Source organism: Flavobacterium jejuense (genome assembly GCF_006491595.2).
In the GTDB taxonomy this organism is placed as follows: domain Bacteria; phylum Bacteroidota; class Bacteroidia; order Flavobacteriales; family Flavobacteriaceae; genus Flavobacterium; species Flavobacterium jejuense.
Genome location: NZ_VEVQ02000007.1, coordinates 97807 through 114928, shown reverse-complemented (window position 1 = coordinate 114928; position 17122 = coordinate 97807). Strand labels below are relative to the sequence as shown.

The window sequence follows — 17122 nt, the reverse complement described above, 5'->3', positions numbered from 1 at the left end:
TACTCAGTCTAATCGAGATTATTATTATCTTTGGTGGCAAACAAAGCTTTAGATATAAAATACAATGAATAGAAAAACCCCTATTTTCTCAAAAACTGACGATGCTAAGTTTTTTAGAACTTTAAATAAGCGAGTAAATGATTATTTTAAAGAAAAAAACCTTAAAAAAACTGGAAATTGGAAATTACATTTGAAAACAATTGTGATGTTCACACTTTTCACTGCTCCTTATTTCATCATAATTGCATCACCAAGAATTCACTTTGGTTTATTCATTTTACTTTCTATAGTTATAGGAATTGGAATGGCTGGAATAGGCATGAATGTTATGCATGATGGAAATCACGGCTCATACTCTACCAAAAACTGGATCAATAAATTCATGGGAGGAAGTATTTACATTCTTGCCGGAAATGTTTACAATTGGCAAGTACAACACAATGTACTTCATCATACTTACACTAATATCCCTGGTCATGATGAAGATTTAGATGCAGGACGAGTTATTCGTTTTACAAAAGAAGCAAAATGGTATAAATTTCATAAGTTCCAACATTACTATTCTGTATTTTTATACGGTTTATTAACTTTCAACTGGTCATTAACTACTGATTTTAAACAAATGAGTGGCTATTTAAAGAGAAAACTTTCTTACGGCAAAGTAAAAAGTCCTAAAATATTATGGACAACATTAGTAATTACTAAAATTATTTATTTTTCAGTATGGATGGTGATACCTATGGTTGTTGGAGTTATTTGGTGGAAAGTATTAATAGGTTTCTTCGTTATGCATTATACCGCTGGACTTATTTTAAGTATTGTTTTCCAATTAGCACATATAGTTGATGAAACAACTAATCCTATTCCTTCTGAAGAAACTGGTGAAATAGAAAACACTTGGGCAATACACCAATTGTTTACCACTACTAACTTTGCTCCTAAAAATTGGATTGTAAATTGGTACACAGGTGGATTGAATCATCAAGTAGAACATCATCTTTTTCCAAATATTAGCCACATTCATTATGGTAAAATTGCAGAAATTGTAAAACAAACTGCAAAAGAATGTAACTTACCATATTATGAATACAAAACGATGAGAAGTGCTATTATTGCTCACTTTAAACATCTCAAGGAATTAGGTCAAGAACCACAATTAGCATAAAAATTGAGACGCGAGAAATCGCGTCTTTTCTATAAACAATAAATAACTAACTACACGATGAACGCATTATCAGATAGAATTAACAATTTATCTACTTCACAAACTCTAGCTATGGCTGCTTTGGCTAGAGAATTAAAAGCGCAAGGAAAAGATATTATTAGCTTAAGTTTAGGAGAACCTGATTTTAATACTCCTGATTTTATTAAAGAAGCTGCAAAAAAAGCAATTGACGAAAACTATAGTACATATAGTCCTGTTGATGGTTATGTAGAGCTAAAAGAAGCTATCTGTAAAAAGTTCAAACGTGATAATGATTTAGAATATACACCTTCTCAAATTGTAGTTTCAACTGGAGCTAAACAGTCTTTATACAACATAGCACAAGTTATGCTAAATGATGGAGATGAAGTTATTCTTCCTGCCCCTTATTGGGTTTCTTATTTTGAAATTATTAAGTTGTCTGGTGGTGTTCCTGTTGAAGTACCAACATCAGTTGAAAGTGATTTTAAAATTACTCCTGATCAATTAGAAAAAGCCATCACACCAAAAACAAAAATGATGTGGTTTAGTTCTCCTTGTAATCCAAGTGGATCGGTTTACAACAAAGAGGAATTAACGGCTCTATGTAAAGTTTTAGAAAAACATCCAAATATATATGTGGTTTCTGATGAAATATACGAGCACATCAATTTCTCTGGAACATTTTGCAGTATTGGTTCTATTCCAGGAATGTTAGAAAGAACAATTACAGTTAATGGTGTTGCTAAAGCATTTGCTATGACAGGATGGAGGATTGGTTACATTGGTGCTCCAGAATTTATTGCAAAAGCTTGTACCAAAATTCAAGGACAAGTTACCAGTGGTGCTAATTCTATCGCACAAAGAGCCACAATAACTGCTGTAGAAGCAGACCCAAAAGTATTAAACCACATGGTAGAAGCTTTTCATAAAAGAAGAGATTTAGTTGTAGGTTTAATTCAAGAAATTCCAGGATTAAAAATCAATGTTCCAGAAGGCGCTTTTTATGTTTTTCCTGACGTTTCTGCTTATTTTGGCAAAACTTTAAAAAGAACAAAAATTGAGAATGCTACCGATTTCTCTATGTATCTTTTAGCAGAGGCTAATGTAGCTACTGTAACAGGAGAAGCATTTGGTAATCCAAATTGTATTCGTTTTTCTTATGCAACTAGTGAGGAATTATTGAAAGAAGCTTTAAGAAGAATCAAAGAAGCTTTAGCATAGCTAAATGCTAAGTCTAAATAAAAAAGGGTGCTATACTAACAGCACCCTTTTCATTTTAAATGACTATTCATCTACAAAAAGCGTTGCAATATCTTTTGTAAGTTGTGTTGGTGAATTACAATCGCAATTAGAAAAACCTATAACATATATTTTTTCTTTTGGTAAATAAACTCCCATTGATTTAAACCCAAAAATACTTCCTCCATGTTCTAAGGAAATAGATTTGCTAATTTCTTTTATATGCCAACCGTAACCATAATTAATTTCCTCTCCATTATTTAATTTATAATTTGTAAATATCTTTTGTTTTGTTTTTGAGTTTACCAACTTATTTGTATCCATTGCATTTTGCCATTTTAGCATATCATCTACTGTTGACATGATTGAACCAGATGCGTATGGCAAGGTAAAACTTATGTAATCATTATTAACATATCCCTCTCTATTGTGATACCCTGATACTCTATTTTTTATAACTTTTTCATGGCTAGCATAATAAGTAGCAATCATTACTAATTTATCAAAAATATTTTTCTGAATAAAATCTTCATACGATTGTCCTGAAACTATTTCAATGATATAGCCCAAAATAATATATCCTGAATTGTTATATTTAAATTGTTCTCCAGAATTAAAATCCATAGGTTCATTTTTAAAAAAATCTACCAGCTCCTTTGGAGATAAATTATTTTTTGAAATTTTCCTAAGTTCTTTCATTTTAGTAAAATCCTTAATTCCTGAAGTATGTGTTAACAAATGATGTATTGTGATTTTATTTCCTTGTGTAGGATAATCTGGAATAAATTTTATAATCTCATCTTGAAAATTTAATTTTCCTTGCTCCTCAAGTAGTGCTATTGCAACAGCTGTAAATTGCTTGGTCATCGACCCAATTTCAAAGACAAATTCAGGTTGCATTGCAATGTTCATTTCTAAGTTAGCTTTACCAAAAGCTTTTCTGTAAATTGGTTTTCCTTCTTTTGCTACTAGAAAAACAGCTCCTGGATTATCTGCTTCAAACTTAGTCTCTATCAAATTGTCAATTTTTAATTCAATAGATTGGGCATAAAAATTAGATTGTGCTAACAAAAACACAATCATAAAAAACTTAAAAAATACTCTCATTATTTTATGATTTAAATTGATTGATTTCTTTTTTAGACCTGATTATTCTAATTGAGGTTACAAAAAACATAAAAAAAGCGAACACATTGTCCACTTTTAATTATACTAGAATTTTTGACAAGTAATTTTCATGAATGTAATCGCTTATCAAAATAGGACTTAATAAAAAGAACTTGCAATAGACTAAAAAAAGCAAATACTAGCAAAGCATAAGTAACCGTTTTAGAAAAATTGAGACTAGAAAACAATTGCCAAATAGAGTTATCGATAATTTTTCCAAATAAAACACTTGAATGACTCTCTTGAATTTTCAAACCCATAAAATAAAAAGGAAAACTGATTAAAAACAAAAAAGAAATAATAATCAACATCCAAATTTGCTTTGAAATTAGTGGCTTATTTATCGCAACTAGTTGATTTTCTTTAGCTAATTCTTGCATTATTTTTAAAGTAAAACCTGTTGATGGTTGCTCCAAAATTGATTTATCCATCATTTTTTTTATAAAATCTTCTTCTCTATTTTGCACTTCTTTCATAGTTTTCTATAATTTCTGTTGGTAATTGAGCTCTTAAAATGCTTTCTAATTTCTTTCTGCTTCTAAACAACTTTACTTTTGCATTATTCTGATTAATATTTAATACTTTAGAAATTTCTTCTAATGATTGATCCTCATAATAATATAAAGTTAAAAGAATACTTTCCTCATAAGGCATTATATTTAAACATTTTTGAATACTAATTTGTTGTTCTTTTAATACCAATGCGTCAAATATATTTTCCAATCCTGCTAATTGTGTTTCTGAGTATTCCTCTATTGGTATAAAATTATTCTGTTTATTATATTTCTTTAAAACATCTAAACACGTATTGTAGGCAATTTTATAAATCCAAGTTGAAAATTTTGAATCTCCTTTAAATTTATATAGTGATTTGAAAATTTTCACAAAAACATCTTGGGCAACTTCTTCTGCTTCTTCCCTATTCTTGAGTATCCTAATTGCTATTGTAAAGATTAAATCTTTATATCGATCTACTAAAAAAGAAAATGAATTGACATCGCCATTCAATACTTTATTAATATAAATTTGATCTTCTACTTTATTCATATATTAGGTAAGACTGTTAAAAGTAAAAATTGGTTACATTATTTTAAAAAAAATAAAAAACTTGTAACCAAAATATAAAAATGTTCGTCATAAGCTATAACATATTAAATGTAATCAATTAAAAAACAAAAGTTATGGGATCAGAAATCATTATTGTACCTGTTTTATTTTTATCCATTTTTGGAATATTCTATTTATTTTTTAGTACTAGAAACAAAGAACGCTTATCACTTATAGAAAAAGGAGTCGATGCAAACATTTTTGTTTCTAAAAATCATTCATCAATGTTCATTTGGAAAATTATCATTCTAAATTCAGCCTGCTTAATGATAGGAATTGGTGCTGGAATATTATCCGCCTTATTTATTGAAACTCTATTTGAAATCAATAATGGGCCAATTTATCCTGGATTAATTTTTCTATTTGCCGGATTAGGTCTTTTGGCAGGTTTTAAATTTTCTAAAAACTTAGAATAAGTCTATTTTTAAAACAGATAAAAAAGGGCACTTAAATAAAAGTAGTCCTTTTTTATTTGTTTAAAATATTAAAACTTAATTTTGTTTTTGAAACTATTTCAAAAACAACAACACAATAATGAATAAAAAAATTTTACTCTTAGGCTCTGGAGAACTAGGAAAAGAATTTGTAATTGCAGCGCAACGCATTGGTCAAACTATAATTGCTGTTGATAGTTACGAAAATGCTCCTGCTATGCAAGTAGCGCACGGTTTTGAAGTGATTAATATGCTTGACGGAACAGAACTAGACAAAATTGTAGCCAAACACCAACCTGATTTTATTGTTCCTGAAATTGAAGCCATTCGCACAGAACGTTTTTATGATTATGAAAAACAAGGTATAACAGTAGTTCCTTCTGCAAAAGCTGCTAATTTCACTATGAACCGGAAAGCCATTCGTGATTTAGCTGCTAAAGATTTAGGTTTACGCACTGCTAATTATCGCTATGCAACCTCATCAGAGGAATTACAAAAAGCTGTAATTGAAGTTGGTATTCCTTGTGTAGTAAAACCCCTAATGAGTTCGTCTGGAAAAGGACAATCTACTATAAAATCAGAAGAAGACATTACTAAAGCCTGGAATTATGCTGTAGATGGTTCAAGAGGAGATGTTGTAGAAGTAATTGTGGAAGCTTTTGTAAATTTCCATTCTGAAATTACGCTTTTAACGGTTACCCAAAATAACGGTTTACCTACACTTTTCTGTGCTCCAATTGGTCACCGACAAGAACGTGGTGATTACCAAGAAAGTTGGCAACCTGCAAAAATATCAGATAAAGATTTATTTGAAGCCCAAGATATGGCTGAAAAAGTTACTGAAGCTTTAGGTGGAGCTGGACTTTTCGGTGTGGAATTTTTCCTGACTGATGAAGGAGTTTATTTCTCTGAATTATCTCCAAGACCTCATGATACTGGAATGGTAACTTTGGCAAACACTCAAAATTTTAACGAATTTGAATTACATCTACGTGCGATTTTAAGTTTACCAATTGCCCAAATTACTTTAGAAAAAAATGGAGCTAGTGCAGTTATTTTGGCTTCGAAAAACTCAAACAATCCAACTTTTACTGGAATTGAGGAAGTAGCGGGCTTACCAAAAACTGATTTTAGACTTTTTGGAAAACCAACCTCAAGACCTTACAGAAGAATGGGTGTTGTTTTAACAAATGATTCTTTAGAAACTCCAATTGAAACAATAACAGAAAGAGCGAAAGAAACCGCTAAACTGATAACCGTAAACACTTAGTTTAAAAATACAACCTATAAAAAAGCCCAAATCTAAAATAAGATTTGGGCTTTTATAAAATTCATTCTTTTATTGCTTAATCATTTTTATTACTTCTTCCTTTTCATTTGATTTTACTTTTAAGAAATATATTCCTTTTTGAAAATTAGAAACATCTAATTGCGTTGAAGTTACATTTATATTTTCAGTGTAAATCATTTTTCCTAAAACATCTGTAATATTCAAAGATTCAATAAGTCTATTGCTTTTTGAAGTCACAAAAAGTTGGTCATTTATTGGGTTTGGATAAACAAAAAAATCATTAGTAGTAAAATCTTTTGTACTTAAAGTTTCCACAAACTCCGTTGTAAAAGTATTAGTTACAATTGCAGGATTAAAATCAAAATAAATATTAGCCGTATTAGGAATAATATCTCCAATTGCATAACCAGCTGTTGGTTTGATTTGAAAAACAATATAGCCTTTTCCAATTGATGTGTTTGCAACAGATGGAGGTAAATCAATTCCATTGAAATTCCAACTCAGATTGTTCCCATCACGCTTTAAAAAATAATCATGACTGGCATCTATCATTTTTAAAGTAGAAGCATCTAACATAGCATCTAAGACATCATCTACTTTTACTGTTATTGCATTTGCTGTTCCTGTATTTTCGAATTGAATAGTATACGTTAAATAGTCCTCTGATGAAAAATCAGCATGTAAAATTTTCCCGCCATGAACCTCTGTTTTATCATTTGGATCATACGAACCTACAATAACCTGAGATAAAGTTGCTTCATTATTATTCACATTTACATCTCCTGATGGAATTGTTATTGTTACATTATTGGTTAATACTTGTCCTAAAGCAACTGATGGAATGGTTGGCGTTTGCATCGTTACAGAAATATAACGTGTTTCATTTGGTAATAAATTAGTAAAATCATACGTAAAACCATTTGCATTGGACACAATTCCTGATTGTGAAACATTTGTAATCGCAACTACATTATTTTTAGTAAATGTAATTGTACCAGAAGTAGTTTGATTCCCTAAATTTCGATACATTATCCTTTCTGTATAAGTAAAACCTGGTCTTGGAGGAAAACCATTTTGATTCAAATATACTTGCAAATCTACGTAAGGAATAATCGTTAATGGAAAATTATAAGTTGTAATCCCTGAATTCGTTGTAACCGTTACATTTGTATAATTATTTTGAGACAAAGCATATAGCGAAGCATTAGCTGAATCAATAGTATAACTTAAATTATAGGTATTTACTGGATTCGTTTCATACAAATAATATGTTCCTGTTGACGAAACTACTGAAATAGTATTCCCATTATTAATTTGATATTCAAACGACCCAACATTTATATTTTGTTCGCCATTATCTTGAATATTATTTCCGTTAGTATCTAAAAAAGCATTCAACTTGATCCCATCACTTATGGAAAGCGTAGTCGTATTAGTTGTAAAAGCAGCAGTTGGATTCCCGTCATATGTTCCATTTACTTGAAAATCTCTAGTAACAGAACCGTTAGTAATATCTTGTTGCGTCAAAATATAACTTGCTGTAAAAGTCGAAGTATCCGTTGCACCACCGGTTAAAGTTGCAATAGTAGCTCCATTATTGGGTAACCCAAAAGAATCAAGCGAAATAGTTGTAGCATCAAGTGAACTTGTATTTGTTACTGTAAAATCATAATTAATAACATCTCCTAAGTTTACAAAACCATCATTGTTGAAATCTTGATAAGCTCCAGTACTTTGCAAATTTAACTGTCCTATGACTGTTACACAAATAGGTGGAACAGAACAACCATTTTGATCTTGAACATAAAAACAATAATTCCCTAACGCTAAATTTTCAAAAACATTATTTGATATAATTTCTGTAGGATTAGTGCTAATTGAATATTGATATGGAGGTGTTCCTCCTGTCGTATTTAAAGTCACTGTGTTTCCGTTTACTGTTGCGTTTGAAACAATTGGTATTACAGACTCTATTGTTATTGACTGTGAAACAAAGAAACATCCATCCAAATCTTGTACAATTATATTATATGTCCCAGATGGTACATTTGAAAAAACATTACTAGTTTGAAAAACTGTACCTCCACTTATTGAATACTGATAAGTCCCACTTCCTCCTGTCGCTATCACTTGAATAGTAGCATTATCATTAGTGCAAAGTGACTGATTAACTGAAATATTTGCAACAATGGGATTTTGACTAGAAATTGTTGTTGTTATTTGGGTTGAACAACCAAAAGCATCAGTGACAGAAATAACATATGTCCCTATTCCATTATTTATATTATTCAATGAAACAAAATTACTTGAAGACACAGATGTAGCTAACACATTTCCATTTAAAATGAAGTCTGAAGTATAAGGTGGAATACCACCTATTATAGAATATGAAATACTCCCAATTCCATTACAATCTGAAGAAGTAATCAAGTCAGAAATAACAATAGAACTATTTACAATCAAATCAAAATTTTCAATAACTACATTACTTGTCACAGTATTCTCTACCCTAGCAAAAATAATTTCAGGACTTACAATACTAGTATAACTTGATGGATTGGAAATAGCATTCGTATTGTTTTGAGCATCTATTTCTGTTGTGTGATACGTAATAATAACATCACTTGGATTTTGTGTGCCAATTAAAATTGATTCTTGAGAAGTTAAATCAAAAACAGTATTACCATCACAATTAATTAAATCATTCACTTGTGAAAATGCTGCAATTTGAAATAAAAACATCAAAAGGAGTAAGATTCTTTTCATATACTTTACTATAAGATTAAGTCTCAAAGATATACAAATATCTTTTTAGAATTACGATGAAAAGAGTAAATTAGCTTTTCTAAAAATCACTAAATGAAAAAACTTTTTCTATTCCTATCTTTCTTGATTCTAAATATTTCATTAGCTCAAGAGAAAAAAACAACTTCAGAAAAAAAACAAATTGTAGAAGCTTCTTGTGGGCAATGTCAATTTGGGATGAAAGGTCACGGTTGTGATTTAGCAGTTAGAATTGATGGAAAACCTTATTTTATTAAAGGAACACATATCGACAAACACGGAGATGCACATGCTGAAGACGGATTTTGTCAAACCATTCGAAAAGCAGAAGTTGTGGGAATAATTAAAGACAGTCTTTTTGTGGTTACTCATTTTAAGTTGGTACCAAAAAAATAAAAATGGCTTTAATACTAGACAATATTTCCAAAATAGTTCTTCTTACTGACGAAGAGAAAGCTCTTATTCTATCAAAAATTGAAGTACAACATTATAAAGCAAAAACTATATTGTTACAAGCAGGAGAAGTTTGCAAACATTCCTACTTTGTAAATTCTGGAATTTTAAGAAGCTTCAATATCAATGATAATATTGTGGAACATGTATTGCATTTTGCCTGTGAAGGCTGGTGGATTGGTGATATGTATAGTTTGTTATCCCAAAAACCTGGTAATCTATTTGTAGAAGTTATTGAAGATGCAGAAGTGGTTTTGTTATCCAAAGAAAACCAGGAACTTTTATATCATGAAATTCCAAAATTAGAACGCTTTTTTAGAATTTTAACTGAAAACTCATTAGTAGCACATCAAGAACGATTAATGGACAACTTAAGTCTTTCCGCAGAAGAACGATTTGAGAAATTTTGTTCCAAATATCCTACGTTAATTCAACACGTCCCTCAAAAGCAAATTGCTTCTTATATTGGAGTCACTCCAGAATTTTTTAGCAAAATGAAAGCGAAAATGTTAAGGAAATAAGATTCCTAGTTAGCAAAAGAACTTCAAAGCTTCTATTTAATAGCTTTGAGGTTATATTTAATACCTTTTAGCATATAATTAATAGCAAAAAGGTATTAATTAATAGCTATCACATTATAATTTTAACAAAAAAAGATTTCCATAATACCTTTAGCTTTTATTAAATTACAAAAAGAGTATTAGGAATATAAAAAAGACATTCTTTAAAAACTAAATAATAAATTAGAATAACTTCTATTTATAAAACAATCACCAATTCGCAAAAGAGATGCCTATTCCAATTGTAGTTTGACTGACATTGTAATCAATTAAAGTTTCTCCATACCCATGAAACACTTGTGCATGTCCTCTCAAATGGCCATGAATTGGAAACACATAATTCAATTGAACATTTCCTTTTTCAAAAGTCGAAAAGGAATGGGAGATAATGGTATACAATTCATGCCTTCCGAAATTAGTCGCAATTTCTAATTCTGCATCACCAATATATTTTGTAATATCTGGATTCTCATCTTCTTTATCTGGCATACGATACCAAGGTCTGAAATTAATAGCCCAATTTTGATATTCATATCCGATATTGAAAATAACACGATTCCAACTCCTAGAGGTTGGAATATCTTTTCCATTAGACTGATGGTTTAAAATAACTCCAAAAGTTCTCAATTTTCCTTTAAACAAATCCACTTGTAAGGGAAAATTAAGAATAATTTCAGGTTCGTAGTTTAACTCGCGAAAAGCTCTTGATAATTTTTTATTATAGACTTGCCAATGTGCTTTTTGAGTATAACCTACCCATAAATCACCTTTGCCAAAAAACAAGCCTTCTATTAATTTACTTTTGAAACTAATTTGAAATTTAGCTTCTATGTTTTCGAATAAGTTGTTGTCTTCTGTTGCAAACTCACCACTTTCGTTAAAAGGTTGGGCATTCTTTTTATCAGACCAACGAGCCGCTGCAAAATAGATTGGTTTGTAGGAAACTAATCTGAAAGTTCCTTTCCTATCAATACTATCTAATTCCCATCGTTGAGACATGCTTTTTTTGATGATTGGACTTGATAAATTGGATTGAGCATAGGAAAGAGATCCTAAAAACAATAGAATCAGAACTATTTTATTCAGTTGCAACATTTTTAAAAATTTAGATTTTTCTATGCTACGAAATTAAAATATAAACAGTAGTCAATGTTTCAATACTTTTAGCAACTTTTATATAATTACAACTTCTATTTAATCATTTCAAACATTTTCTCTAAATTTGGTAAAAGTGCTCTTTTCTAATCCCAATTAATTTTAAAAAAATGGATATTACTAAAGTTTCCGAATTAATACAAAGTAAACTCAACCTTTGGTTTGAAGCCTTGATAAAATTATTACCTAATATTTTTTTGGCAGCCATAGTATTAGTTATTGGTATTTTTATTGCAAAATTTATCCGTAAAATAGCTGGTAAATTAATCTCAAAAATTTCACATAACTTAACCTTAAACAACCTTTTTAGTTCTATTATTTATTTAAGTGCAATTGGTGTAGTCATTTTTACAGTTTTAAGCATTTTACAACTTGACAAAGCAGTAACCTCAATTTTAGCAGGTGCTGGTATTTTAGGTTTAGCCTTAGCATTTGCCTTTCAAGATATTGCTACCAATTTCATGTCAGGAATCTTTATCTCGTTCAGAAAACCTTTAAAAGTGGGAGATATTGTCCAAATAAAAGACTACATGGGTAAAATAATAGACGTTAATCTAAGAGATACTGTAATGGAAACCTTTCAAGGACAAACAGTAATTATTCCTAATAAAGAAGTATTTCAAAATCCAATTGAAAATTATTCTTACCTAAAGAAAAGACGTTTTGATTTGAGTGTAGGTGTTTCTTATGGAGAAGATTTAGATCAAGTAAAAGAAATCACCTTACAAGCAGTGAGTGATATTGAAGAACTTTCGAAAGAACATGAAACCAAAGTGTTTTTTGTTGGATTTGGAGATAGCTCAATAGACTTGTCAGTTAGAATGTGGATTGATAATCCTGAACAAGCTGTTTATAATAAAGTTGGTAGTGAAGCCATTGTTAAAATCAAAAAGGCTTATGATGCCAATAACATTATGATTCCTTTCCCAATAAGAACTTTAGATTTTGGTATTAAAGGTGGAGTTACACTAGATAAGATGCCTATTCAAGTATCCAATAAAAAAGAGTAGTATTACTTTCTTAATCTACATTAAGTGATATGTATTGAATCTGATTGTAAATTTGTATCATAATAATAAAATTATATATCATGAACAATTCAGTTATACATAAAGCAGATACAAGAGGAAATGCAAATCACGGTTGGTTAAATGCCTATCACAGTTTTAGTTTTGCTAATTGGTACAATCCAGAAAGAGTGCAATTTGGTGTTTTACGAGTACTAAACGATGATACTATAGCAGCAGGAATGGGTTTTGGAACGCATCCGCACGATAATATGGAAATTATCACGATTCCTTTAGAAGGAGATTTGGCTCACAAAGATAGTATGGGAAATGAAGCTACTATCAAAACTGGTGATGTGCAAGTGATGAGTGCTGGAAGTGGCATCAGACATAGTGAATTCAATCCAAATGCGGACCATCAAACGAAATTATTCCAAATATGGTTATTTCCTAACAAACAAAATGTTACCCCAAGATACCAGCAAATCACTTTGGATAAATCCTTACAAAAAAATGATTTTGCACAAGTATTATCTCCTAATGAGAATGATGAAGGGGTTTGGATCCATCAAGATGCTTGGTTTTATATGAGTGATTTTGATGCAAATTTTTCTAAAAATCTAACTTTGAAAAAAGAAGGAAACGGATTTTATATTATGAACATTGATGGTGAAATTGAAGTTAATGGTTCGAAACTTGAAAAAAGAGATGCTATTGGAATTTGGGATACATCTGAACTTGAGATTAAAGCCAATACTGCTTCTAAATTTTTAGTAATGGAAATTCCAATGGAACAATAAATTAGTGATTAGTGAAATTTAAAATATATTATGGTTATGACAGAAGAAGTTCAATTAAATAGTAACAATAAAAATGGTTTTTTTCATATTGACATTGATGGTAAAACAGCAGCTAAAATGACATTTGTATTTGCAGGAGATGAAAAAATAATAATAGATCATACAGAAGTAAATGAAGCTTATAACGGAAAAGGCTTTGGTAAAATAATGGTTAAAAAGGCTGTAGATTTTGTTAGAGAGAAGAATCTAAAAATTATTCCACTTTGTCCATTTGCTAAGCATGTTTTTGATAAGACACCTGAATATAAAGACGTTTTATAACTATGAAAAATCTATTAGAAAAAGACATAAAAGGTCATATAGGTTCTCAAAAATATTTATGTACCATTTCTTGGAGAAATGGTACATTTCTTATGGATGAACCAGAAACCATTGAAGGAAAAGATCTTGGACCAGATCCATACACAACACTTTTGGCTTCTTTAGCTGGTTGTACTTTATCCACTTTACGAATGTATATCGATAGAAAAGGATGGATTATTCCAGAAATAAATATTTCACTAAATTTATACCAAGAAAATGACAAAGAATTAACAACAACTATAAATAGAAGCATCAGTTTTCCAAAAACAATTGATGAGGAAATTAAAAACAGATTATTAATTATTGCTGAAAAATGTCCTGTTTCTAAAATTTTAAAAAATCAAATCGTAATCAATACCACTATATAATTATGGATCCAAAAGACATTACTAAAGAATACACTAATGGAGAAGTTACCATTGTCTGGCAATCTGGAAAATGCATCCATTCTGGAAACTGTGTAAGAAACAATCCTGACGTTTTTAAACCTAAAGAAAAACCATGGATTACACCAGAGAACTCAACAACTGAAAAAATCATTACAACAGTAGAAAAATGTCCTTCTGGTGCCTTAACCTATTATAAAAATAAATAATGACTAAAAAAATCATTGCCTTTGGAGCTTCAAATAGTTCAACCTCTATAAATAAAAGATTAGCTACCTATGCTTCCACCCTATTTAAAAATACCGAAGTTGAAATTTTAGATTTGAATAATTATGAAATGCCTATTTTTTCAGTAGATAAAGAAGCTAATGGTTTTCCAAAAGAAGCACAAAAATTTTTAGATAAAATTCAAGAAGCTGATTTATTAGTCGTTTCAATGGCTGAGCATAACGGAAATTATACGACTGCCTTTAAAAACATATTAGATTGGACATCAAGAATAAATGGAAAAGTATTTCAGGGTAAAAAAATGCTTTTAATGGCAACTTCTCCAGGTGCTCGAGGTGGAAAATCGGTTTTAGAAATTTCAAAAGATAGATTCCCAAGACATGATGCTGATTTAGTTGGAACTTTTTCATTGCCTAGTTTCTATGAAAATTTCGATAGTGTAAACGGCATTATCAATATAGATTTGAAAAACGAATTATTAGAAATCATCAAAGAAATTGATTTCTAATTTCTTAATCTAGGTTAAGTGTACTTCTAACTATCTGGTTGTAAATTTGTAGTATTAAATTATTAATTAAAAAATATAAAATATGGCTACTACAAAATGGACAATCGACCCAACACATTCAGAAATTGGTTTTAAAGTAAAGCACATGATGTTTACCAATGTTTCAGGGAAATTTGACACCTATGAAGGAACAGTTGAAACAGAAGAAAATGATTTTACAACTGCAAAAATTTCCTTCTCTGCTGATATAGCATCAGTAGACACTAGAAATGTAGATAGAGACAATCATTTAAAAAGTGGTGATTTTTTTGATGCAGAAAATCATCCCAAACTAACTTTTACTGGGAAATCATTTAACAAAGTAAACGAACACAATTACGAATTAACAGGTGATTTAACCATTAAAGGAGTATCAAAAGAAGTAAAACTTCCTGTAGAGTTTAGTGGTTTAATGCAAGACCCTTGGGGAAATACTAAAGTAGGTTTAAATATTGAAACAAAAATCAACAGAAAAGATTGGGGTTTAAATTGGAATGCTGCTCTAGAAACAGGTGGCGTTTTAGTAGGAGAAGATGTAAAACTTGTTCTTGATTTACAATTAGCAAAAGCTTAATTTTTAAACTTAAAACTAGCAAACCTTACAGATTTTAGTATTTGTAAGGTTTTTTTATACTTAAAAAGTTTAATTTTGTATTTGGTTTACTAACAAATTAAACTACTTAAACCATTAATTTTTTAAATTTAAAAGATGAAAGCATACGTATTTCCAGGTCAAGGAGCTCAATTTACAGGAATGGGTAAAGACTTATATGAAAACTCGGTATTAGCCAAAGAACTATTTGAAAAAGCAAACGAAATTTTAGGTTTTAGAATCACAGACATTATGTTTGAAGGAACACCAGAAGCCCTAAAAGAAACAAAAGTAACCCAACCAGCTGTATTTTTACATTCAGTAATTTTAGCTAAAACATTAGAAAATTTCAAACCAGAAATGGTTGCTGGACATTCATTAGGTGAATTTTCAGCTTTAGTTGCCAATGGTACTTTGTCATTTGAAGATGGATTAAAATTGGTTTCCCAAAGAGCATTGGCTATGCAAAAAGCATGTGAAATTAAACCTTCAACAATGGCTGCTGTTTTAAACTTAGACGATACAATTGTAGAAGATATTTGCGCTTCAATTGACGGTGTTGTAGTGGCAGCAAACTATAATTGTCCAGGTCAATTGGTGATTTCAGGAGAATACAAAGCAGTTGAAGAAGCTTGTGAAAAAATGAAAGAAGCTGGAGCAAAACGAGCTTTAATTTTACCTGTTGGTGGAGCTTTTCATTCTCCTATGATGGAGCCAGCAAGAGAAGAATTAGCTGCAGCAATTGAAGCAACTTCTTTCTCAACTCCTATTTGTCCAGTTTACCAAAATGTTACTGCAAAAGCTGTTTCAGATGCCGAAGAAATTAAGAAAAACCTAATTATTCAATTAACAGCTCCCGTTAAATGGACACAATCTGTAAATCAAATGATTGCTGATGGAGCGACTAGTTTTACTGAAGTAGGACCAGGAAAAGTGTTAGTTGGTTTAGTTGGAAAAATAAATAAAGAAGTAGCCACTATTTCTGCCTAATCAAAAACAACACAACTATGAAAAAAATTGCATTTATTTCTCTTTTAAGTCTATTTATTTCTTGTAAAGAAGAAGCTAAAAAAGAAGAAATAAAAACAGAAAAAACTCAAGTTTTAGAAACTGAAGTTAAAGATATCCCTGAATTTACTAAAGGAATAGAAGTAACTCATAAAAAAGAGGCTTTTTTAGCAAATGAAATCATTAGTTATAATTTAGTAGTGAAATTTGGTGGTCAAGATTATTTAGATGCTAAATTCACACAAACTGTAAACGGCACATTGATAAAAATGGAAAGAGCAAATGGAGAAACGGTAGTTTATGATGGTAAAGAAGTTTACACTAATAAAACAGATGCCAATCTCCCAAAAGATAGATTTGATATTTTTACTTGGCCCTATTTTGCAACTATTCCTTACAAATTAAATGATGAAGGAACTGTTTGGTCTGACTTTCAAAACAAAACCTTTTATGGAGAAAACCTAGCAACAGGAAAATTAAGTTTCGAAGCTAATATTGGTGATGCTCCTGATGATTGGTATGTAATTTATAAAGATCCCAAGAATTATTTAGTAGGTGCAGCTTACATTGTAAGTTTTGGAAAAGGAAAAAAAGCCGCTGAAAAAGAACCACATGCAGTAAAGTATACTAATTTTTCAGAAGTTAATGAAATTCCATTTGCGAAAAACTGGACTTATCATATGTGGACAACTGAAAAGGGTTTTGGTGATCAAATAGGAGAAGCTACTTTAACAAATATTACTTTTTCAAAACAAAATGACAGCCTTTTTAAGAAATTTGAAAAAGCAACTCTAGTTACTTTAAAATAATATTTC

20 protein-coding genes are annotated in these 17122 nt (G+C 30.2%); 15 read left to right on the top strand and 5 right to left on the bottom strand.

Going from position 1 to position 17122, the window contains the following annotated elements; all coding sequences use genetic code 11:
- Nucleotides 1-64 precede the first annotated feature (64 nt).
- Together FIA58_RS12045 and FIA58_RS12040 are read left to right on the top strand one after the other, a co-directional pair.
- A complete protein-coding gene (locus FIA58_RS12045; protein ID WP_140962736.1) occupies nt 65-1165 on the top strand; it encodes a fatty acid desaturase family protein in 1101 nt (366 codons plus the stop codon).
- Nucleotides 1166-1222: 57 nt separating this feature from the next.
- The gene (locus FIA58_RS12040; protein ID WP_140962735.1) at nt 1223-2407 is read left to right on the top strand and encodes a pyridoxal phosphate-dependent aminotransferase; all 1185 of its coding nucleotides are present in this window, start codon (nt 1223-1225) and stop codon (nt 2405-2407) included.
- Between the two features lie 63 nt (nt 2408-2470).
- Here the strand turns inward: FIA58_RS12040 and FIA58_RS12035 are convergent, their stop codons facing one another.
- From FIA58_RS12035 to FIA58_RS12025, 3 genes are all read right to left on the bottom strand, one after another.
- Complete coding sequence (locus FIA58_RS12035; RefSeq protein WP_140962734.1) at nt 2471-3532, bottom strand: serine hydrolase domain-containing protein; 1062 nt, start codon at nt 3530-3532, stop codon at nt 2471-2473.
- 128 nt (nt 3533-3660) lie between these two features.
- On the bottom strand, nt 3661-4068 hold the full coding sequence (locus tag FIA58_RS12030; RefSeq protein WP_140962733.1) for a hypothetical protein: 408 nt from the start codon (nt 4066-4068) through the stop codon (nt 3661-3663).
- Nucleotides 4049-4639, bottom strand: coding sequence for an RNA polymerase sigma factor (locus tag FIA58_RS12025; RefSeq protein ID WP_140962732.1), 591 nt, complete (start codon nt 4637-4639; stop codon nt 4049-4051). Before FIA58_RS12025 ends, FIA58_RS12030 begins: the two co-directional genes overlap by 20 nt.
- A 134-nt stretch (nt 4640-4773) precedes the next feature.
- Here FIA58_RS12025 and FIA58_RS12020 point away from each other — a divergent pair, with 134 nt between their 5' ends.
- Together FIA58_RS12020 and purT are read left to right on the top strand one after the other, a co-directional pair.
- Nucleotides 4774-5115 carry a DUF6249 domain-containing protein gene (locus tag FIA58_RS12020; protein WP_140962731.1) on the top strand — a complete coding sequence of 114 codons (342 nt, stop codon included), beginning with the start codon at nt 4774-4776 and terminating at the stop codon, nt 5113-5115.
- Between the two features lie 118 nt (nt 5116-5233).
- A complete protein-coding gene (gene purT / locus FIA58_RS12015; RefSeq protein WP_140962730.1) occupies nt 5234-6403 on the top strand; it encodes a formate-dependent phosphoribosylglycinamide formyltransferase in 1170 nt (389 codons plus the stop codon).
- Between the two features lie 69 nt (nt 6404-6472).
- Here the strand turns inward: purT and FIA58_RS12010 are convergent, their stop codons facing one another.
- On the bottom strand, nt 6473-9190 hold the full coding sequence (locus FIA58_RS12010; RefSeq protein ID WP_140962729.1) for a T9SS type A sorting domain-containing protein: 2718 nt from the start codon (nt 9188-9190) through the stop codon (nt 6473-6475).
- Between the two features lie 93 nt (nt 9191-9283).
- Between FIA58_RS12010 and FIA58_RS12005 the strand changes: the two genes are divergently transcribed.
- Together FIA58_RS12005 and FIA58_RS12000 are read left to right on the top strand one after the other, a co-directional pair.
- Nucleotides 9284-9604, top strand: coding sequence for a DUF6370 family protein (locus FIA58_RS12005; protein WP_140962728.1), 321 nt, complete (start codon nt 9284-9286; stop codon nt 9602-9604).
- Between the two features lie 2 nt (nt 9605-9606).
- Entirely contained in the window at nt 9607-10182 is a 576-nt protein-coding gene (locus FIA58_RS12000; protein ID WP_140962727.1) for a Crp/Fnr family transcriptional regulator, read from the top strand.
- Between the two features lie 249 nt (nt 10183-10431).
- On the opposite strand, the gene FIA58_RS11995 is transcribed toward FIA58_RS12000, so the two are convergent.
- Complete coding sequence (locus FIA58_RS11995) at nt 10432-11316, bottom strand: phospholipase A (RefSeq protein ID WP_208022802.1); 885 nt, start codon at nt 11314-11316, stop codon at nt 10432-10434.
- Between the two features lie 170 nt (nt 11317-11486).
- On the opposite strand from FIA58_RS11995, the gene FIA58_RS11990 reads away from it, so the two are divergent.
- From FIA58_RS11990 to FIA58_RS11950, 9 genes are all read left to right on the top strand, one after another.
- Nucleotides 11487-12386, top strand: coding sequence for a mechanosensitive ion channel family protein (locus FIA58_RS11990; protein ID WP_140962726.1), 900 nt, complete (start codon nt 11487-11489; stop codon nt 12384-12386).
- 80 nt (nt 12387-12466) lie between these two features.
- Nucleotides 12467-13183 (top strand): pirin family protein, encoded by a 717-nt coding sequence (locus tag FIA58_RS11985; protein WP_140962725.1) that lies wholly within the window; start codon nt 12467-12469, stop codon nt 13181-13183.
- Between the two features lie 36 nt (nt 13184-13219).
- Complete coding sequence (locus tag FIA58_RS11980; protein WP_140962724.1) at nt 13220-13504, top strand: GNAT family N-acetyltransferase; 285 nt, start codon at nt 13220-13222, stop codon at nt 13502-13504.
- 2 nt (nt 13505-13506) lie between these two features.
- Nucleotides 13507-13914: an OsmC family protein gene (locus tag FIA58_RS11975; RefSeq protein WP_140962723.1), complete on the top strand. Its 408-nt coding sequence runs from the start codon at nt 13507-13509 to the stop codon at nt 13912-13914.
- Nucleotides 13915-13916: 2 nt separating this feature from the next.
- Entirely contained in the window at nt 13917-14141 is a 225-nt protein-coding gene (locus tag FIA58_RS11970; RefSeq protein ID WP_140962722.1) for a (4Fe-4S)-binding protein, read from the top strand.
- Nucleotides 14141-14668 (top strand): NADPH-dependent FMN reductase, encoded by a 528-nt coding sequence (locus tag FIA58_RS11965; RefSeq protein ID WP_140962721.1) that lies wholly within the window; start codon nt 14141-14143, stop codon nt 14666-14668. Before FIA58_RS11970 ends, FIA58_RS11965 begins: the two co-directional genes overlap by 1 nt.
- 82 nt (nt 14669-14750) lie before the next feature.
- Nucleotides 14751-15281, top strand: a complete 531-nt coding sequence (locus tag FIA58_RS11960) for a YceI family protein (RefSeq protein WP_140962720.1) — start codon at nt 14751-14753, stop codon at nt 15279-15281.
- Between the two features lie 135 nt (nt 15282-15416).
- A complete protein-coding gene (gene fabD / locus FIA58_RS11955; RefSeq protein ID WP_140962719.1) occupies nt 15417-16289 on the top strand; it encodes an ACP S-malonyltransferase in 873 nt (290 codons plus the stop codon).
- A gap of 17 nt (nt 16290-16306) precedes the next feature.
- Nucleotides 16307-17116: a heat-shock protein Hsp90 gene (locus tag FIA58_RS11950; RefSeq protein WP_140962718.1), complete on the top strand. Its 810-nt coding sequence runs from the start codon at nt 16307-16309 to the stop codon at nt 17114-17116.
- Nucleotides 17117-17122 lie beyond the last annotated feature (6 nt).